The organism is Shewanella sp. SR44-4, assembly GCF_014163715.1.
Classification (GTDB): Bacteria; Pseudomonadota; Gammaproteobacteria; order Enterobacterales; family Shewanellaceae; genus Shewanella.
In genome coordinates this window covers 64,928-81,306 of record NZ_JACJDU010000018.1, presented here as the reverse complement: position 1 = coordinate 81,306, position 16,379 = coordinate 64,928, and the positions used below count along the sequence as shown (strand labels likewise).

Annotated in this window: 16 protein-coding genes; 7 read left to right on the top strand and 9 right to left on the bottom strand. The window is 42.1% G+C overall.

What is annotated here, in order from left to right; translation table 11 throughout:
- Positions 1–115 precede the first annotated feature (115 nt).
- Positions 116–1,051 carry a malate dehydrogenase gene (gene mdh, locus H5125_RS10795; RefSeq protein ID WP_011638612.1) on the bottom strand — a complete coding sequence of 312 codons (936 nt, stop codon included), beginning with the start codon at positions 1,049–1,051 and terminating at the stop codon, positions 116–118.
- 530 nt (positions 1,052–1,581) lie between these two features.
- Here mdh and H5125_RS10790 point away from each other — a divergent pair.
- Entirely contained in the window at positions 1,582–2,031 is a 450-nt protein-coding gene (locus tag H5125_RS10790; protein ID WP_182744248.1) for a GNAT family N-acetyltransferase, read from the top strand.
- A gap of 114 nt (positions 2,032–2,145) precedes the next feature.
- On the opposite strand, the gene H5125_RS10785 is transcribed toward H5125_RS10790, so the two are convergent.
- Entirely contained in the window at positions 2,146–2,934 is a 789-nt protein-coding gene (locus H5125_RS10785) for a ribonuclease H family protein (RefSeq protein WP_182744247.1), read from the bottom strand.
- A 174-nt stretch (positions 2,935–3,108) separates the two neighbouring features.
- Entirely contained in the window at positions 3,109–3,912 is an 804-nt protein-coding gene (locus tag H5125_RS10780) for a hypothetical protein (protein ID WP_101086058.1), read from the bottom strand.
- Between the two features lie 278 nt (positions 3,913–4,190).
- Between H5125_RS10780 and yjjX the strand changes: the two genes are divergently transcribed.
- From yjjX to H5125_RS10750, 6 genes are all read left to right on the top strand, one after another.
- Positions 4,191–4,763: an inosine/xanthosine triphosphatase gene (gene yjjX, locus H5125_RS10775; RefSeq protein ID WP_182744253.1), complete on the top strand. Its 573-nt coding sequence runs from the start codon at positions 4,191–4,193 to the stop codon at positions 4,761–4,763.
- Positions 4,756–5,277 (top strand): GNAT family N-acetyltransferase, encoded by a 522-nt coding sequence (locus H5125_RS10770; protein ID WP_182744246.1) that lies wholly within the window; start codon positions 4,756–4,758, stop codon positions 5,275–5,277. Before yjjX ends, H5125_RS10770 begins: the two co-directional genes overlap by 8 nt.
- Before the next feature lie 143 nt (positions 5,278–5,420).
- Complete coding sequence (locus H5125_RS10765; protein ID WP_182744245.1) at positions 5,421–6,461, top strand: NADP(H)-dependent aldo-keto reductase; 1,041 nt, start codon at positions 5,421–5,423, stop codon at positions 6,459–6,461.
- Between the two features lie 112 nt (positions 6,462–6,573).
- Positions 6,574–7,878, top strand: coding sequence for an aminotransferase class V-fold PLP-dependent enzyme (locus H5125_RS10760; protein WP_182744244.1), 1,305 nt, complete (start codon positions 6,574–6,576; stop codon positions 7,876–7,878).
- 65 nt (positions 7,879–7,943) lie between these two features.
- Entirely contained in the window at positions 7,944–8,399 is a 456-nt protein-coding gene (locus tag H5125_RS10755) for a SufE family protein (protein WP_182744243.1), read from the top strand.
- A 27-nt stretch (positions 8,400–8,426) separates the two neighbouring features.
- On the top strand, positions 8,427–9,593 hold the full coding sequence (locus H5125_RS10750; protein ID WP_182744242.1) for a membrane dipeptidase: 1,167 nt from the start codon (positions 8,427–8,429) through the stop codon (positions 9,591–9,593).
- A 109-nt stretch (positions 9,594–9,702) separates the two neighbouring features.
- Here H5125_RS10750 and H5125_RS10745 read toward each other — a convergent pair whose 3' ends face one another.
- The 6 genes from H5125_RS10745 to cysD form a co-directional block, all read right to left on the bottom strand.
- The gene (locus H5125_RS10745; RefSeq protein ID WP_101086065.1) at positions 9,703–10,311 is read right to left on the bottom strand and encodes a hypothetical protein; all 609 of its coding nucleotides are present in this window, start codon (positions 10,309–10,311) and stop codon (positions 9,703–9,705) included.
- Positions 10,308–11,207: a hypothetical protein gene (locus H5125_RS10740; protein WP_182744241.1), complete on the bottom strand. Its 900-nt coding sequence runs from the start codon at positions 11,205–11,207 to the stop codon at positions 10,308–10,310. The genes H5125_RS10745 and H5125_RS10740 overlap by 4 nt, the downstream gene beginning before the upstream one ends.
- Before the next feature lie 310 nt (positions 11,208–11,517).
- Entirely contained in the window at positions 11,518–12,141 is a 624-nt protein-coding gene (gene cysC, locus H5125_RS10735) for an adenylyl-sulfate kinase (RefSeq protein WP_101086067.1), read from the bottom strand.
- Positions 12,142–12,186: 45 nt separating this feature from the next.
- On the bottom strand, positions 12,187–13,911 hold the full coding sequence (locus H5125_RS10730; RefSeq protein ID WP_182744240.1) for an SLC13 family permease: 1,725 nt from the start codon (positions 13,909–13,911) through the stop codon (positions 12,187–12,189).
- Between the two features lie 3 nt (positions 13,912–13,914).
- A complete protein-coding gene (gene cysN / locus H5125_RS10725) occupies positions 13,915–15,357 on the bottom strand; it encodes a sulfate adenylyltransferase subunit CysN (protein ID WP_101086069.1) in 1,443 nt (480 codons plus the stop codon).
- A gap of 60 nt (positions 15,358–15,417) precedes the next feature.
- Positions 15,418–16,326 (bottom strand): sulfate adenylyltransferase subunit CysD, encoded by a 909-nt coding sequence (gene cysD, locus H5125_RS10720; protein ID WP_101086070.1) that lies wholly within the window; start codon positions 16,324–16,326, stop codon positions 15,418–15,420.
- Between the last annotated feature and the right edge of the window lie 53 nt (positions 16,327–16,379).

Here is a 16,379-nt window from a genome sequence, read left to right as displayed (position 1 = left end):
AATGCTAGATGCTAGATGCTAGATGCTAGATGCTAGATGCTAGATGCTAGGCATTTTAAACCAAAAAAAAACGCGAAGCCTTGGCTTCGCGTTTTTTAGACCATCGACTTGTTAATTACTTAACAAATTCAACGCCTAATTTGATGTCACCTTTAAGGGTGTCTAACATTGCATCGCGAGCGTTAGCTTCGAATGCGCTGATTTCACCGTAAGGTAATACTTTTTCTACGCCGTTTTTGCCAAGTAGGATTGGCTGTGCGAAGAATGTAGCGTGCTCACTGCCGCCGTCAACATAGGCACATTCAACAACGTTAGCTTCGCCTTGTAGACCACGTACCAATGATAAACCAAAGCGACATGCTGCTTGGCCCATTGATAATGTTGCGCTACCGCCACCGGCTTTAGCTTCAACAACTTCAGTACCTGCGTTTTGAATGCGAGTTGTCATTGCTGCTACTTCTTCATCAGTGAAAGTAACACCTTCAACTTGAGAAAGTAGTGGAAGAATAGTCACACCGCTGTGTCCGCCGATCACGTTAACTTTAACGTCAGCAACGTTTAAGCCTTTAAGCTCAGCGATGAAGGTTTCGCTACGGATAACGTCAAGTGTTGTGATACCGAATAAACGGTTTTTGTCATAAACACCGGCATTTTTTAATACTTCAGCAGCAATCGCTACAGTCGTGTTAACTGGGTTAGTAATAATACCCACTAATGCTTTAGGGCAAGTTACAGCCACTTTTTCCATTAGGTTACGCACGATACCAGCGTTGATGTTGAATAGATCTGAACGATCCATACCAGGCTTACGCGCAACACCAGCAGACATTAACACTACGTCTGCGCCAACTAATGCATCGGTAGGATCTTGACCAGCAAAACCTTTTACTTCTACATCTGTTGGGATGTGACTTAAGTCAACCGCAACACCAGGAGTAACAGGAGCGATGTCATATAGAGACAACTTTGAGCCCGCAGGCAGTTGAGTTTTTAACAGTAAAGCTAGAGCCTGGCCAATACCACCAGCAGCACCCAATACAGCAACTTTCATAATTATCTCCATCAATTTATGCAGTTTGTGACATAGATCTAAATCGTCGTGGCGTCACATTACTGCATCGTCACAATAATTTCAATTATACGTTAGTGGAGGACCGTAAATAAGTAAGCCCTGATCCACGCACAGACTGGCGTAACGCCGAGTCTTAGCAGCATGAATCCGTGTAAAAATACGGCAAAAAACATCGATAATATGATTATTTTTCATCTTCGTTATACCGAAAAAACCAACATTTGAGAGTTTTTATATTGAACAAATATAACTCAGCTGTTTTATTGTGGAGTTGTAATCACCCTATCAAGCGGGTTAAGCAATATCGATATGTTTGTTTTAGGCATTAACATGTTGATTTTGTATTGATGAGTTTTACCGTTATCGAACTAGGTCTTTCATCCTGTTTAAAGCCATAAATATTGGAGCCTTAACTCATTTCGTACACATTTTCTGACGCAACAAGCCAATACTTTTATTGAGTGTCGCGTTATGATGGCTGCAGATCATCCTATAAAAACGAGAAAAACATGACAATAAGAATAGGCCAACATGCCGACCTGCACGCCCTAGTTCAGTTTAACCAAGCCATGGCAATGGAAACCGAAAACCTATCATTAGACACTGAGCAATTGACTCGCGGTGTTGAAGGACTGCTTACCCATCCTGAACGTGGGGTATATTTAGTCGCCGAAGTTGACGGCGAAATTACCGGATCGTTAATGGTCACCTATGAGTGGAGTGACTGGCGCGCAAGTAATTATTACTGGATCCAGAGTGTGTATATACGTCCACAGAATCGTCGTCAGGGTATTTACGGCAAGCTTTATCAAGCAGTAAAAGACCTGGCGGCTGATAATGGCGGTACTGCAAGTTTCCGTTTGTATGTTGAGCATGACAATAAAGTAGCCCAAAAAACCTATGAATCATTGGGGATGGAGCAAAGTCATTATTTAATGTACGAAGAAAATACTAAGTAATCGTAAGTTATTATAAATAATCGTAAGTCACACATGCAAAAGCCGGAAAACTCCGGCTTTTTTGTGTTTCTGTTTTAAAGAATTTAACGCGTTCAACAGAGATTGCGACAATAACTAGCCTGTTCGCAACGCGAGAATTTTACTGATATCCAGTGGCGCACTAAATTGACTAAACCCTTTGTGCTGTTGATCAATCGCATGAATCGACATTCGGTCTGCCAACTCGTTACCTTCAATACCAATATGGGCAGCAACATGCTGAAGTACTAAATCGGCTTTCATTGCATCATATAGCTCATGTGCTTGCTTGATAATCTCCAGATTGGCGATTTCACCGGTTTTTCGGGTCCAGCTTTTGGCTTTCCAACCATATGCCCACTCACAAACACATTTAATCGAATACTGTGAGTCACTCATGATTTGCACGGTTTCGCCCGCGTCTAGGACCTTTTTAGCCACCATTAATGCTTGGTGCAGCGCATTGAGCTCGGCAGTATTATTGGTGCCATTAGGATTAAACAAACCAAACCATAATTCGGCTAACTCGCCTTTGCGGTATATCGCCATCCCAGAACCCGCTTTACCAGGGTTGGGTTCACAACCTCCGTCGGTGTAAATAACCACATCAAATTGGCTTAACACAGCTTGATTAGCGCTAAGAGTTTTGGTTGATGTTCCAGCCCCTGCAGCCTTTGTCGATGAACGACCTGCCGCTTTTACTGGCACACTTTTGCCTATGCTGCTTGCAGGAGATTTAGCAAATGCAGCTTTGGCTTCTGCTTCTGTAGCAAAGGATTTGTACTTGGCTTGCGGATATTTATCAACTGAACGCTTGGTAACATCCCAGCTGGTAAAAATGCCCGTTTCTCGACCGGCCCATACTACGTAAAACTTCTTTGCCATGATTAACTCTTACTTCAACAATGCTAACGTCACTAATAACGTGCTTGCATCATGCCATGATTAAACTTGGCTTTGAAACAAAAATACATGATGCGTGCCGCAGTTGCAGTTAACTTGAACATCTTGACCAAATAAGCTTAAGTTTGATTTACCTGAGCTTAATGTGGCAGAGCATCAGTCTAGGGTTAGTGGGCCATCGATATTTTGATAATCGACACTACCAGAACCCGAATTAACAATGGTCAAACCTTTGGTGTTAGCCACATCAATGCCACCGGAACCATCATTTATCTTAACTAATCCGGAGACTTGATTAACCTTGATTGAACCCGAACCATCTTCAATACTCACATCACCAATAACATGGTTAATGCGAATAGATCCCGAGCCATCTTGTAACTCAATCGCGCCTTTCGCCTCGGAAATATTAATAGAGCCAGAGCCATCAACTAAAACCAATTTGCCAATGTGGTTCATCACAATACTGCCAGAACCATCTATTAACTCAATATCCGCACTGACATCATCTATTTGGATGGGCCCGGAACCGTCTTTAATATTCAATGCAAGCACAGTTGGCACTTCTACCAATAAATCAATATAAGGCGACTCACCGAAATATTGGTCACTGTGTATTTCTGATAATAAATAGCCCTTATCACCTTTTCGGGTCAAGCTGAGCTTAATTTCGATGTCATCTTGATCCAATGACTGGGTGTAGATATCAGCATGTACGGTGACTTCTTTTAGGCCTTCAACGCCGACAATCGTTAACTTGCCGGCGCCAGTATTAGCGACTAACTCAGTTAATGATCCAGCATCAAGATTCAATTGCTGCTGTACTAAGTTAAGATTTGTATGGTTTTGCTCTGATGATGACGAAAATACTGACTCTGCTTCACTTTGCGAAGCACCGAATAGGGTGGCGCCCAGAATAAGCCCGACTGTGACACTAATGGTTGCGATACGAATAGACATAAGATTAATTCCCTTTATGAGGATAACAATAAGCTTAGGCCGCCAAACAAATGCTCTTAATATGAGTAAACTGTGGTTAGTGCGCGTTAGCGGCAATTAACAGTCATTTAGCAGGTTTCATACCAACTAAACAAAAGTAATATTTACAACAAGTTACAATTAACGGTAATAAAAGTAACTTCGTCATCAAACCCAAAATGGTTAAAATCCCATACAATGTGGTTAACTTCACCACTGTGATCATCATGGTTAACTCAAACAAAAAAGAACATAACCCTATGCCGACTTCTCCTGCGATACCACAAACGTTAACTATTATTGTTGGTTCAACCAACCCAGTTAAAATCAATGCAGCAAAACAAGCTATTGGACAATATTTCCCTGATGTTCGTATTGATTGCACTGGCATGCATGCGCCATCACTGGTCGCAGACCAACCAATGACCGAAGCAGAAACTAAATTGGGTGCCATCAACCGTGCTCAATTTTGCCAAGCCAATGCAAAAATAGTCGATCAACATGCTGACTTTTATGTGGCAATGGAAGGCGGAGTAGATCAGTTTGATCACAGCCCTGCCACCTTTGCTTACATGGCCATTATCCATAACGACACATTATCTGTTGGTCGAAGCGCTAATTTGCCGTTACCACTATCAATTTTTAACGCTTTACAAGCAGGTGAAGAACTTGGCAAAGTAATGGACCGAGTATTTAACACTCATAATATTAAACAAAAAGGTGGCGCGATTGGCTTGCTAACTCGAGGTTTAGCCACCCGCGAAAGCATTTATACCCAAGCATTAGTGCTGGCAATGGCTCCCTTTATCAATGCGGAATTATTTAATGACTGAAAATCAGCAAGCAAATACAACCAAGGACGGCTTGCAAGCGCCCTTGATTAGAATGTTACAACCCCATGACGATGCTGCATTGGCCGCGGTGATCCGTGAAGTGTCTGCAGAATATGGTTTAACCCCAGATAAAGGTTTTAGCGTGGCCGATAAAACCCTCGACTGTTTAAGTGAGGTGTATCAAGCTAAAGGTTCACAATACTGGGTGATTGAATATCAAGGCAAAGTGGTTGGCGGCGCAGGTATTGCGCCATTAGCAAAAAATGGCGGCGTATGTGAATTACAAAAAATGTACTTTTCTCGCGCTATACGTGGTCAAGGTATGGCAAAGCCATTAACCCGTCAGTGTATTGAGTTCGCCAAACAACAAGGCTATCAATCGATGTATTTAGAAACCACGGCAGTGCTAGTTGAAGCACTAGCACTCTATGAAAAACTGGGCTTTAGCCACTGTCAGCATTTAGGCGAAACCGGCCATGATGCCTGTGAAATTGCGATGATAATGAGCTTATAACGTGTAAAACACTCCATTATTATCAGATATCAGCGGTATTAGATTGTTTTTTAAACAGTTTTACTACGACTTTATTATAGCGCTTTGCAATCACCCAAAAGCTTGGTAGCCTCAGATTAAGCACATTCCATAGGAGGATGATCATGGAATATCAACGTATCGCGCATTCTAACCTTGAGGTGAGTAAAATCTGCCTCGGCACCATGACTTGGGGAGAACAAAATACTCAAGCCGAAGCTTTTGCTCAACTCGATTATGCTATCGGTCAAGGCGTTAACTTTATCGATACCGCTGAAATGTACCCTGTACCACCTAAAGCCGAAACCCAGGGCGAAACCGAACGCATTATTGGTAACTACCTTAAAGCACAAGGTAATCGCGACAATTTAGTGATTGCCACTAAAGTTGCTGCGCCTGGTGGTAAAGGTGATTACATCCGTAAAGATATGGCTCTTGACTGGCGCAACATTCATCAAGCCGTTGATGACTCATTAGCACGCTTACAAATCGACACTATCGATTTGTATCAGGTGCATTGGCCGGATAGAAATACTAATTTCTTCGGCGAAATGATGTATGAACACGACGAAGAAGAGCACTACACCCCTATTTTGGACACACTTGAAGCCTTAGCGGAAATCATTAAGCAAGGTAAAGTGCGTTATATCGGCATTTCTAATGAAACCCCTTGGGGCTTTATGAAATACCTAAAATTAGCCGAAAAGCACGATTTGCCACGTATTATCAGTGTGCAAAATCCTTACAACTTGCTTAATCGCAGCTACGAAATCGCCATGTCTGAAATCAGTTATCGGGAAGATGTGCCGTTATTAGCTTATTCGCCGTTAGCCTTTGGTGCCTTAACCGGTAAATACGAAAATAATCAGTGGCCTGAAGGCGCACGTTTAACGGTATTTAAACGCTTTGCCCGCTACAACAGTACCCCAATGGCACTGCAAGCGACGCAAGCTTATATCGATTTGGCCCGCGAGTTTAGTTTGTCACCCACCGAAATGGCCTTAGCCTTTGTCAATAGCCGCAAATTTGTTGCCGCTAACATTATAGGCGCCACGAACTTGCATCAGCTAAAGCAAAATATCGACAGCCACAAGGTCAGCTTATCTGACGAACTGATGATAAGAATTAACGAACTATCAGCGCTATATCGTTTCCCTTGTCCGTAGGAAAACAATAACCGCCAGACAAATTGAGCTTATCGCCACAAAACCTTGCAATGGGTATCAAGATCACTGAAGATCTTGATGCCTTTTCTTTTCAATACAGAAACCCTTATTTATGAAGTCTGCATCGTCATCATCGTCTGCCATTTTACTTGATCATCAAGCATTGCGCGATCAATTCCCGGCACTTAAACAGACCATTGGCGATCATCCTTTGTGCTACTTAGACACCGCAGCCACTAGCCAAAAACCGCAAGCGGTGATTGATGCGATGACCGAGTACTACCAACTCAACAACGCCAATGTGCACCGTGCGGCGCATCAATTGTCTGCGCGGGCAACTCAGCAATATGAAGCCGTTCGGCAACAAGTGGCTGAATTTATTCATGCCCCGCGTCAAGACGAAATCATTTTTACCCATGGCACCACAGAGTCGATCAATATGGTGGCCTACGGACTGACTTCGCAGATTAAAGCGAATGATGTGATATTAATCGATACCGCAGCCCACCACGCCAATATTGTTCCTTGGCAGGAACTGGCAAAGCGCACTGGCGCTGTGATCAAACCGATCCCGCTGACAATAGATGCGCAACTGGATATAGCCGCTTTTGATCAACTATTAAAGCTTAAGCCTAAACTAGTTGCCCTATGCCATGTGTCAAATGCACTAGGCACATTAAACCCTATCAATGAGCTAGTCGCAAAAGCCAAAGCCGTGGGCGCGTTAACCTTAGTTGATGGCGCTCAGGCCATTGCCCATTTACCTGTTGATGTACAACAAATTGATTGTGACTTTTATGCGTTTTCAGGCCATAAAATGTATGGGCCAACGGGCGTGGGAATTTTATATGGTCGATATACTGAGCTCGATCAATTAACCCCAATGCTCACTGGCGGCGAGATGATCAAAACCGTGAGTTTTGAGCATACTGAGTTTGGTGCGCTACCAAATCGCCTTGAAGCTGGCACGCCCGCTATCGCAGAAGTCATTGGCCTAGGGGCTGCCATTCGTTTTTTACAACAATTGCCTCGCGAACAAATACTCGCACATGAACAACAATTGCTGCACTACTTACAGCAACAACTGCAACAGCTTGGCGCTATTGAGTTGTATGGTATTGCCAATAATAGTCACCCTGGTGATAGCCGATCTGATGATAAGCACTGCGCTGATGGTCAACGCCATAATATTGGTGCGGTGGCGTTTAATCTGCAAGGTGAACATCACCAAGATGTGGGGATTTTACTCGACCAACAAGCTGTGGCTGTTCGCTGTGGTCATCATTGCGCTATGCCATTGATGGCCAGCCTTAATTTAAGTGGCTGTTGCCGTGCTTCTATTGGCATCTATACTAATAAGCAAGATGTTGATCAATTTATTCATGCACTTAATACTGTAAAAGAGTTATTGTTATAGTATTAAGGTACAACACGCGGCTCCTGATGTATCTTTTCTCTACAACCGAGGTTATTTGAATTACCATGTTAAGTCCAAGCACCACACCTTCACCGCAGTTATTTTCGCCTTTATCGGATGAATTAGTTGAAGCCGTTAACCTCATTGAGCAAGCCAATAACTGGCAAGATAAATACCGTCAGATAATGTTATTGGGAAAATTATTACCACCACTCGCGCCGGAATTTAAACAGGCAGACGCACAAGTTAAAGGCTGTGAAAGCCAAGCATGGCTGTACCATTACACACTAAATGGCCAGCATTTTTATCTGGCCGATAGTGACGCCCGTATTGTAAAAGGCTTAATTGGATTGTTACTGGTCGCCTGCCAAGGTAAAACCACCGGGCAAATACAGCAATTTGATGTAAAACAGTATTTTGATCGTCTCGGATTAAGCGGCCAATTAAGTCCATCTCGTACCAATGGTTTAACTGCGTTAGCGCAAGCCATCGTTGCCTATACACAAGATGTTGGTACCTGAAACACCTGCCAACCCTAAGGAATAATAATGACCCAAAAAGTCTGTAACCAAGCTCGCCGTCATATCTTAAAAGGCCTTGGAGCAGCCACATTATTAAGCCCTTTAAGCTCATTTCCTGCATGGGCAGCTAAACCACGTCGTTTATACATTGATGGTTTATCATTTTTACCGACCGACATCAATGACGTTAAAGCCTCAAAACTCGACGCTTTTATCGCCGATATCTCGGCGATTGAAACCATTGAACAAGCTGATGGCACTAAAAATTACAAACGCACTTATGAAGCCTGCATCAACAGTATTACCCAAGCGGCTAATTCAGTAAAAGCCAATCCAGACGTGTATCTGCAAGGGCTTACAGGAACTGACATTAGTAAAGCTAAAACGCAGCAACAAACCGCAGTGTTTTTTCAAATTCAAGGCGCTGATTGTGTTGAAAATGACGGTTTAAGTAATGAATGGCAACAACTAGATAATTTGCATCAACAGGGTTTACGGGTACTGCAGCTGACACACCATTATGGTAATCGTTATGCCGGTGGTGCATTCGATAATAATGGCTTGAATAGTTTAAATACCCCATTAACCGCCGCTGGGCGTGAGCTCATAACAGAGCTTAATCGGAAAAACATTCTTATCGATGTGAGTCACTCAAGCGCCCAAACGGCCCTTGATGCAGTAAAAGCCAGCAAGTCTCCGGTAGTGCTAAGTCATGGTGCTGCGCGCGCTATTGTCAACAATGCCCGTTGTTCACCCGATGAAGTTATCCGTGCCATTGCCGATAACGGCGGAGTATTTGGGGTGTTCATGATGAGTTTTTGGCTCACCAACAAGCCAATTCCAACGATAGAAGACTACATAAAGCAACTTGCTTATATTTCTAAAGTGGGCGGCTTTGATTGCGTAGCCATCGCCAATGATTTCCCACTTCGTGGTCAAGAAAACCTATTAGCGTTAGATAACAATAATAGCGAAGGGATAAAAGAATATCTCCAATGGTGGCACACCTTAGAAGACAAAAATGTATTAGGTTTTGACGTTGAACCCAAGCATGTAGTGATCCCAGAATTCAACAGTATCGACCGCATGAGCCGCATCGACGATGCCTTAAAAAAAGCCCGTTTCAAATCTACCGATCGCGATCGTTTTATGGGTAAAAACTGGCAAAGAGTGCTTAAACAAGTGTTAGTGTAAATCTAATATTAAGTTACTTAAAAGCTGAACATTAAGCTCGGCTTTAAAGTGATTGATTTTAAATATGATAATCACCACATCAAATTTAGATTACCATTTATATACAGCACTAAAGCAGATCATTCTGATATTTATAAAAAATACTATTTTCAACAATATTTTTTATCTCTGCATTTAACTCTTTATCTGTTGGTTTACGATTTAATGCATCTTGCTGGTCAAAATAGTTAAATAATTCAATCCGAGTGTTTGAAGCTCTCTTCTGGCAAAAACGCTCCGACTCTACCCAAATAGTTGGACTGCCTCGAGCTGGAGAATCATACCAGTAACAATGAGTATAACCATTTATTCTGAGGTGTGAATCAAGCCAAAAACCATAAACACTACAAGTCAAAATCCAAGCAACTAATCCAAATCCGGCTGCTTTAACAAGCCAAATTTGCGTTTGAATTGTCAGTTTATTCACCAATCTCAGATACAGTAAATAACAAGATAAGATAAGAAATGGCACCACCCAAAAAGCGCCAATAGCAAAGCTTCTATGCCCGATATAAATAGCCTTTTCATGAACCTGTTTTAATATACCGTATTCTTCTATGAATCCTAAAAAAGTGCCATAAATACCCAGGAAACATAAAAAAATTAAGAATATGGCTAAGAATTTATACCTCTTTTTATCACTATATTCATCGTGAATAATATCTGAATTCTCACTCATTTTAGGCTTCCATGAAAATAAGGAATATTAAATAATTTATGTAAAAAGCGTATTGGGTCATTGTCATAATCATCGATTAAACGATTAGTCTCAGCGCTAAACTTATCCCCATCATTAATAAGATTTTTTTCAGCCAATAACAATGATTGACTTATTTTATCTGACCAATAATTAGTATCAATAAATAGATTAGTCACGAAAGCAAGAACTGCACCGACAACTACAATTACTACCATCGAACCAATTGTTAGCGTAGTAGCTAAACCAAATCCAACTATAAATGACCACGTAATCAATGAACTAGCAGAGACAACTGCAATATCAACGGCCATTCCGCCAACAAAATGATGCCAAGTTTTGGTATCATTCATCATTTGCTCTAAAGAGTAAAATGCACCAGAAATCAGTATGGTAAGAATACTCCCCTGAGTGATAGATTTTAAAGCACCCAATTTACCAATCCCCAATGAAATAACTTTGGGATTGTTAGCTAAATAACGACTACCGGTTAAATCTCTCCTCAAACGAGCATACCCTTGAAAAACAACGTAAAGTTGACCTGAATAGGTCACAGTCTTAAAAGCACTAAAGGCACTCCCACCTCGTTTCATCTCAATAGCCAGTGCACTCAGGGCTACTATATCTGTCATCAAGGGGATCAATCCACTGCCATTTTTTATTTTAGCATTATGTTCATCCCCAAATTGCTTCCCAATAGGCGAGGACTGTGAAATAACTATACCCAGATTTTCAACAGCATCAGCCCTAGTCATACCTTGTTTTTGTTTATGACTAATATAAAGCTCGATAAACTCAGCCGAGTTCATTTGTACCAATTGGTATTCATTTTCAGAAAGTGCTTTAGCAAGCTTTTTCTTTCTTTCCTTGATGATCATTGATCGCACGATTGGCATAAGCAGACATGTAATATCCTTATTATAATTAACTCCTTTAGAACGATATTGTATCTTAGATTAGGTAAAGTTTAATCTACCCCAAATAGCTAGTTAAACTAAACAATATACCTCATATAATGTGCTGAGAATTGTCTCTAAATGAAAGTCTATCACTCAGTAACTTCATAACGGTTATAGTTGCGATGACATAAAACTAAAAGGGCTGATGTTATATAACACATCAGCCCTTTTATTCTTCTCGATTTAGATATCGATTTGGTTATCAATTTAATTGTCGATTTAGTGCCGTTTAAATCCCTGCACCAGCAATTTCTCTTGGCGGATTAAGCACATCAATCGCTTTTAAGTAAGCTAATAAACCATGTACCTGAGTATCAAGATCGCCTTTGCTGGTATCAATGGTTAACTCTGCTGATTCTGGCACTTCGTAAGGTGATGAAATACCGGTAAAGTTAGTAATCTCTCCCTTGCGGGCTTTAGCGTACAAGCCTTTCGGGTCTCGCGATTCACACACACTCAATGGTGTAGACACATGGACTTCAACAAACTGACCTTGTGGGAATAATGCCCGGACGCGATCACGTTCTTCACGGGTTGGCGAGATAAATGCAGACAGCACCACTAAGCCAGAATCAACCATTAACTTAGCCACTTCGCCAACACGACGTAAGTTCTCATCGCGATCGTCAAGGCTAAAGCCTAAGTCTTTACATAGACCATGTCGAACGTTATCACCATCAAGTAAATAGGTATGAAAACCATGCTCAAATAACGCCCGTTCTAATGCACCGGCAAGGGTTGATTTACCCGAGCCTGATAATCCCGTAAACCATAACAATACTGGGTTTTGGCCTTTTTGGGCGCCACGGGCAGCTTGGTCAATGGCATGTTGATGCCAAACAATATTACTCATCACTACTCCTATCGAATGGTTATTACACCACACTAAAATTCTTTGTTAAAACGGGAAGAAATACGGGATCGAAAAAATAACCACTAATGAATATACGATGGATAACGGTAAACCTAAGCGGACAAAATCGCTTAATTTATAGTTACCGGCATTAAATACCATGAGATTAGTTTGATAGCCGTAAGGCGAAATAAAACTCGCGCTTGCGCCAAATACCACCGCCATAATAAACGGCCGAGGATCGACGCCAAAACTGGTCGCGACCGCATAAGCGACCGGGAAGGCAAGTGCTGCAGCGGCGTTGTTGGTTATCAGCTCAGTGACAATTAACGTAATCAGGTAAATCCCAACAAAGGCGGCAAACACACCATAACCATTAAACACACTCAATAAAGTTTGCGCCATGACGTCTGCTAAGCCGGTTGCGACCATTAAATTAGCTAAGCCTAAGGCACTGCCTACAATCACCACCAGTTCTAGCGGGAAGCGACGTTTAAGCTCACTTAAGGTTATCGCGCCAATCGCCACGTAGCTGAGTAATAATAAAACTAAGCCTTTGGCTAATGGTAATAGCTCAAAAATGCTCGCCAAAATGGTTAATGCAAACCCAACAAGTACCCAGTTACCGCGTTTTTCATCTAAACGCACGCTTAAGTCTAAGCCGCTAACGGCAGCAAAGTCGCTGGTTAAATTAGGGCACTTAGAAAAACGATCGCCTGGCGTGAGCAGTAACACATCACCGGGTTGTAAAACCACATCGCCGAGTCCACCTTTTAACGGTATATGACCACGACGAATAGCCATCACGGCTGCATCAAAGACTTCACGAAAGCGCGAATCTTTTAAGGTTGTGCCAACCAAACTTGATGATGGCGCTAATACCGCTTCAACCAAATTTTGGCCTTTAGCATGCTGCTTACCAAACCACTCTAAACCATCAAACTGATGTAATAACTCAACCGACTCAACCGCGCCACTAAAACGCAAAACGTCATCGGCTTGCAGCACCATTTGTGGTGGCACAGGGCAAATACGTATACCGCTGCGTTCTAATTCAACTAAGTAGAGTTTTTTAAGTGCGCGCAAACGGTTATCAATAACACTTTTACCCACTAAAGTAGAGGTTTTAGCAACATGAGCTTCCAATAGATAAGGCAATGCTTCATCTTCGGACTCTTCACGTCTATCGGGTAAAAAATTAGCCATAATGGTCAACACCACTAGACCACTTATGACAACTAATGCGCCAACTTGTGAAAACTCAAAAAACCCCAGAGGTTCAAGGCCAGCATTTTCAACAAATGAGTTAACAATCAAATTGGTAGAAGTACCAATGAGCGTAAGCGTGCCACCGAGGATTGCAGCATAGTTTAATGGCAGTAATAACTTAGAAGGAGCATGCGCTTGATTACGGCGCACAACACCAATTAACGAAGCCACAACAGCTGTGTTATTGGTAAACGACGACAACAACGCCGTTGATATACCTAATTTAGCCAGGGTAGAAAATAACGAGCCTTTCCCTATCACTTGGCTTAATTTGCCCAGTAATGAGGTTTTCTCGAGTGCTGTGGCAGCCAGCACCAACAGCACTAAAGTAATTAGTCCGTTATTAGTAAAGCTGCCAAGCGCTACATTTAAGTCAACTAGTCCGAGGATATAACAAAGTAATGAAGCGAAAAAAAACATGGCGGCCGGTTTTGCAAGCCCAGCAAGAAGCCCACCGACCAGTGCTAACAAGATAATCGCTAACAACCATATTTCGCTCATTATTTATTTTCCAAGTACGCTAATATCACGAGCATTCCAATGCGGAAAATGCTTACGCACTAACGTATTAAACTCGACTTCAAATGCACTAAACTCAGTGTTGGTTTGCTTATCGCCTTGATGTCCACTGACAACCATAGCCGCTGCTACGGTAGCATTAGATAATCTGTCGATTAAAATCATGCCGCCAGTATCACGCACCAAGCTGTAAGCGTCTAACACAATCGATTCAGTTAAATCTAACTTAACTCGGGCAATGGTATTTAAACTTAATGAGCTTGCTGCACTGCGCTCAAGCGTGTTCACGTCAGTAATGTATTCAATTTCGCTCACGACGGCTTGAGTTTTCTTACCCGCGACTTTCACATCATATAATTGACCGATCTGTAATGGCTTTTCATCCATCCACACCATATCGGCAACAATATGGTTAGCAACTTCTGGTGCAGTTATAGGGTGAGCCAATAAATCACCACGTGAAATATCAATCTCATCTTCAAGGGTAATCGTAATAGCTTGGCCTGCTACAGCTTCTTGCAAATCACCATCAAATGTCACAATACGCTCGATTTTACTGCGTTTGCCTGATGGCAATGCAACTAATTCATCGCCCACTTTAATGATACCTGACGCTAATGTGCCAGAGAAACCACGAAAATCTAAGTTAGGACGTAATACGTATTGCACTGGGAAACGAACGGGTAGATCGCTCAGTTCACGCTGGGTATCGATCGTTTCAAGTAACTCAAGTAATGTGCCACCTTGATACCAATCACACTGCGTACTGCGGTTAACCACGTTGTCGCCATTTAAAGCAGATAACGGTACATAGTGAATATCTAAATCACCAAAATCTTTAACAAATTCAGTGAAGTCAGCTTGAATTTTTTCAAATACAGTTTGATCAAAACCGACCAAATCCATTTTATTCACAGCAACAACAAAGTGACGTAAACCTAGTAACGATGCGATAAAGGCATGGCGTTTAGTTTGGGTTTGGACACCATAACGTGCATCAACCAAAATAACCGCTAAGTCACAGGTAGATGCGCCCGTTGCCATGTTACGAGTATATTGTTCATGACCTGGAGTATCAGCAATGATGAACTTACGTTTTTCACTGGAGAAATAACGATACGCCACGTCGATAGTAATACCTTGCTCACGTTCAGCTTGTAAACCATCGACCAATAACGCGAGATCAATGGCTTCACCAGTAGTGCCCATCTTCGCGCTGTCACTTTTTAGACTCGCTAACTGATCTTCATAAATTTGCGCACTGTCATGCAGTAAACGACCAATTAAGGTACTTTTACCATCATCAACACTGCCACAAGTTAAAAAACGCAGTAAGCCTTTGTTTTGTTGTAAGGCTAAATATTCTTTTACACCGTGCAGCTGGATCTCTGCTGCCATACGGTCGGTATTGATTTTTGCTTGGTCCATAATCTTTCTCACTCAAATTCATTCGCATGCTGGGTTGATAAAACAACCATGTTCAATTGTTTAGAAATAGCCTTGACGCTTTTTCTGCTCCATTGACGCACTTTGGTCAGAATCAATTAAGCGACCTTGACGTTCACTTGAACGAGTTAATAGCATCTCTTCAATAATTTTTTCTAAGGTGTCAGCTTCTGAAGGCATCGCCGCAGTTAGCGGATAACAACCTAAGGTTCTGAAACGAACCCGTTCAACCGATTCAACATCACCTTCTTCAATAGGCATACGGTCATCATCTTTCATGATGAGCTGACCGCCTTTGTTTACTACTGTGCGTTGTGCAGCAAAATATAACGGCACAATCTCAATACTTTCTTGATAGATGTACTGCCAAATATCGAGCTCAGTCCAGTTAGATAAAGGGAACACTCGAATGCTCTCGCCTTTATTGACCGCGCCATTATAAGTGCGCCATAACTCTGGACGTTGGTTTTTAGGATCCCAACGGTGGTGTTTATCACGGAACGAATATACCCGTTCTTTGGCACGAGACTTTTCTTCGTCACGTCGCGCGCCACCAAAAGCAGCATCAAAACCATATTGATTTAAGGCTTGCTTTAAACTTTGGGTTTTCATAATGTCAGTGTGCTTGGCACTGCCATGAGTGAATGGGCCAACACCTTGTTCAACACCTTCCTGATTGGTATGAGTCAGTAACTCAAAACCAAACGCTTTAGCTTGCGCATCACGAAAGGCTATCATCTCTTTAAATTTCCAACCCGTATCGACATGTAATAACGGAAATGGAATTTTACCCGGGTAAAAAGCTTTGCGCGCTAGATGCAGCATCACCGATGAGTCTTTACCTATCGAATACATCATGACAGGATTACCAAACTCAGCTGCTACTTCACGGATAATCTGGATGCTTTCGGCTTCCAGTTGTTGTAAATGGCTTAACGAACGGCCTGCCATGATGATTCTCCATTACCTAATATTGCTGCAGAGCAGCGGGTTAAATTATTCGA

Bases quoted from the DNA above. Each gene is read 5' to 3' on its own strand.
- mdh (WP_011638612.1), bottom strand. From the start codon at position 1,051: ATGAAAGTTGCTGTATTGGGTGCTGCTGGTGGTATTGGCCAGGCTCTA.
- H5125_RS10790 (WP_182744248.1), top strand. From the start codon at position 1,582: ATGACAATAAGAATAGGCCAACATGCCGACCTGCACGCCCTAGTTCAG.
- H5125_RS10785 (WP_182744247.1), bottom strand. From the start codon at position 2,934: ATGGCAAAGAAGTTTTACGTAGTATGGGCCGGTCGAGAAACGGGCATT.
- H5125_RS10780 (WP_101086058.1), bottom strand. From the start codon at position 3,912: ATGTCTATTCGTATCGCAACCATTAGTGTCACAGTCGGGCTTATTCTG.
- yjjX (WP_182744253.1), top strand. From the start codon at position 4,191: ATGCCGACTTCTCCTGCGATACCACAAACGTTAACTATTATTGTTGGT.
- H5125_RS10770 (WP_182744246.1), top strand. From the start codon at position 4,756: ATGACTGAAAATCAGCAAGCAAATACAACCAAGGACGGCTTGCAAGCG.
- H5125_RS10765 (WP_182744245.1), top strand. From the start codon at position 5,421: ATGGAATATCAACGTATCGCGCATTCTAACCTTGAGGTGAGTAAAATC.
- H5125_RS10760 (WP_182744244.1), top strand. From the start codon at position 6,574: ATGAAGTCTGCATCGTCATCATCGTCTGCCATTTTACTTGATCATCAA.
- H5125_RS10755 (WP_182744243.1), top strand. From the start codon at position 7,944: ATGTTAAGTCCAAGCACCACACCTTCACCGCAGTTATTTTCGCCTTTA.
- H5125_RS10750 (WP_182744242.1), top strand. From the start codon at position 8,427: ATGACCCAAAAAGTCTGTAACCAAGCTCGCCGTCATATCTTAAAAGGC.
- H5125_RS10745 (WP_101086065.1), bottom strand. From the start codon at position 10,311: ATGAGTGAGAATTCAGATATTATTCACGATGAATATAGTGATAAAAAG.
- H5125_RS10740 (WP_182744241.1), bottom strand. From the start codon at position 11,207: ATGATCATCAAGGAAAGAAAGAAAAAGCTTGCTAAAGCACTTTCTGAA.
- cysC (WP_101086067.1), bottom strand. From the start codon at position 12,141: ATGAGTAATATTGTTTGGCATCAACATGCCATTGACCAAGCTGCCCGT.
- H5125_RS10730 (WP_182744240.1), bottom strand. From the start codon at position 13,911: ATGAGCGAAATATGGTTGTTAGCGATTATCTTGTTAGCACTGGTCGGT.
- cysN (WP_101086069.1), bottom strand. From the start codon at position 15,357: ATGGACCAAGCAAAAATCAATACCGACCGTATGGCAGCAGAGATCCAG.
- cysD (WP_101086070.1), bottom strand. From the start codon at position 16,326: ATGGCAGGCCGTTCGTTAAGCCATTTACAACAACTGGAAGCCGAAAGC.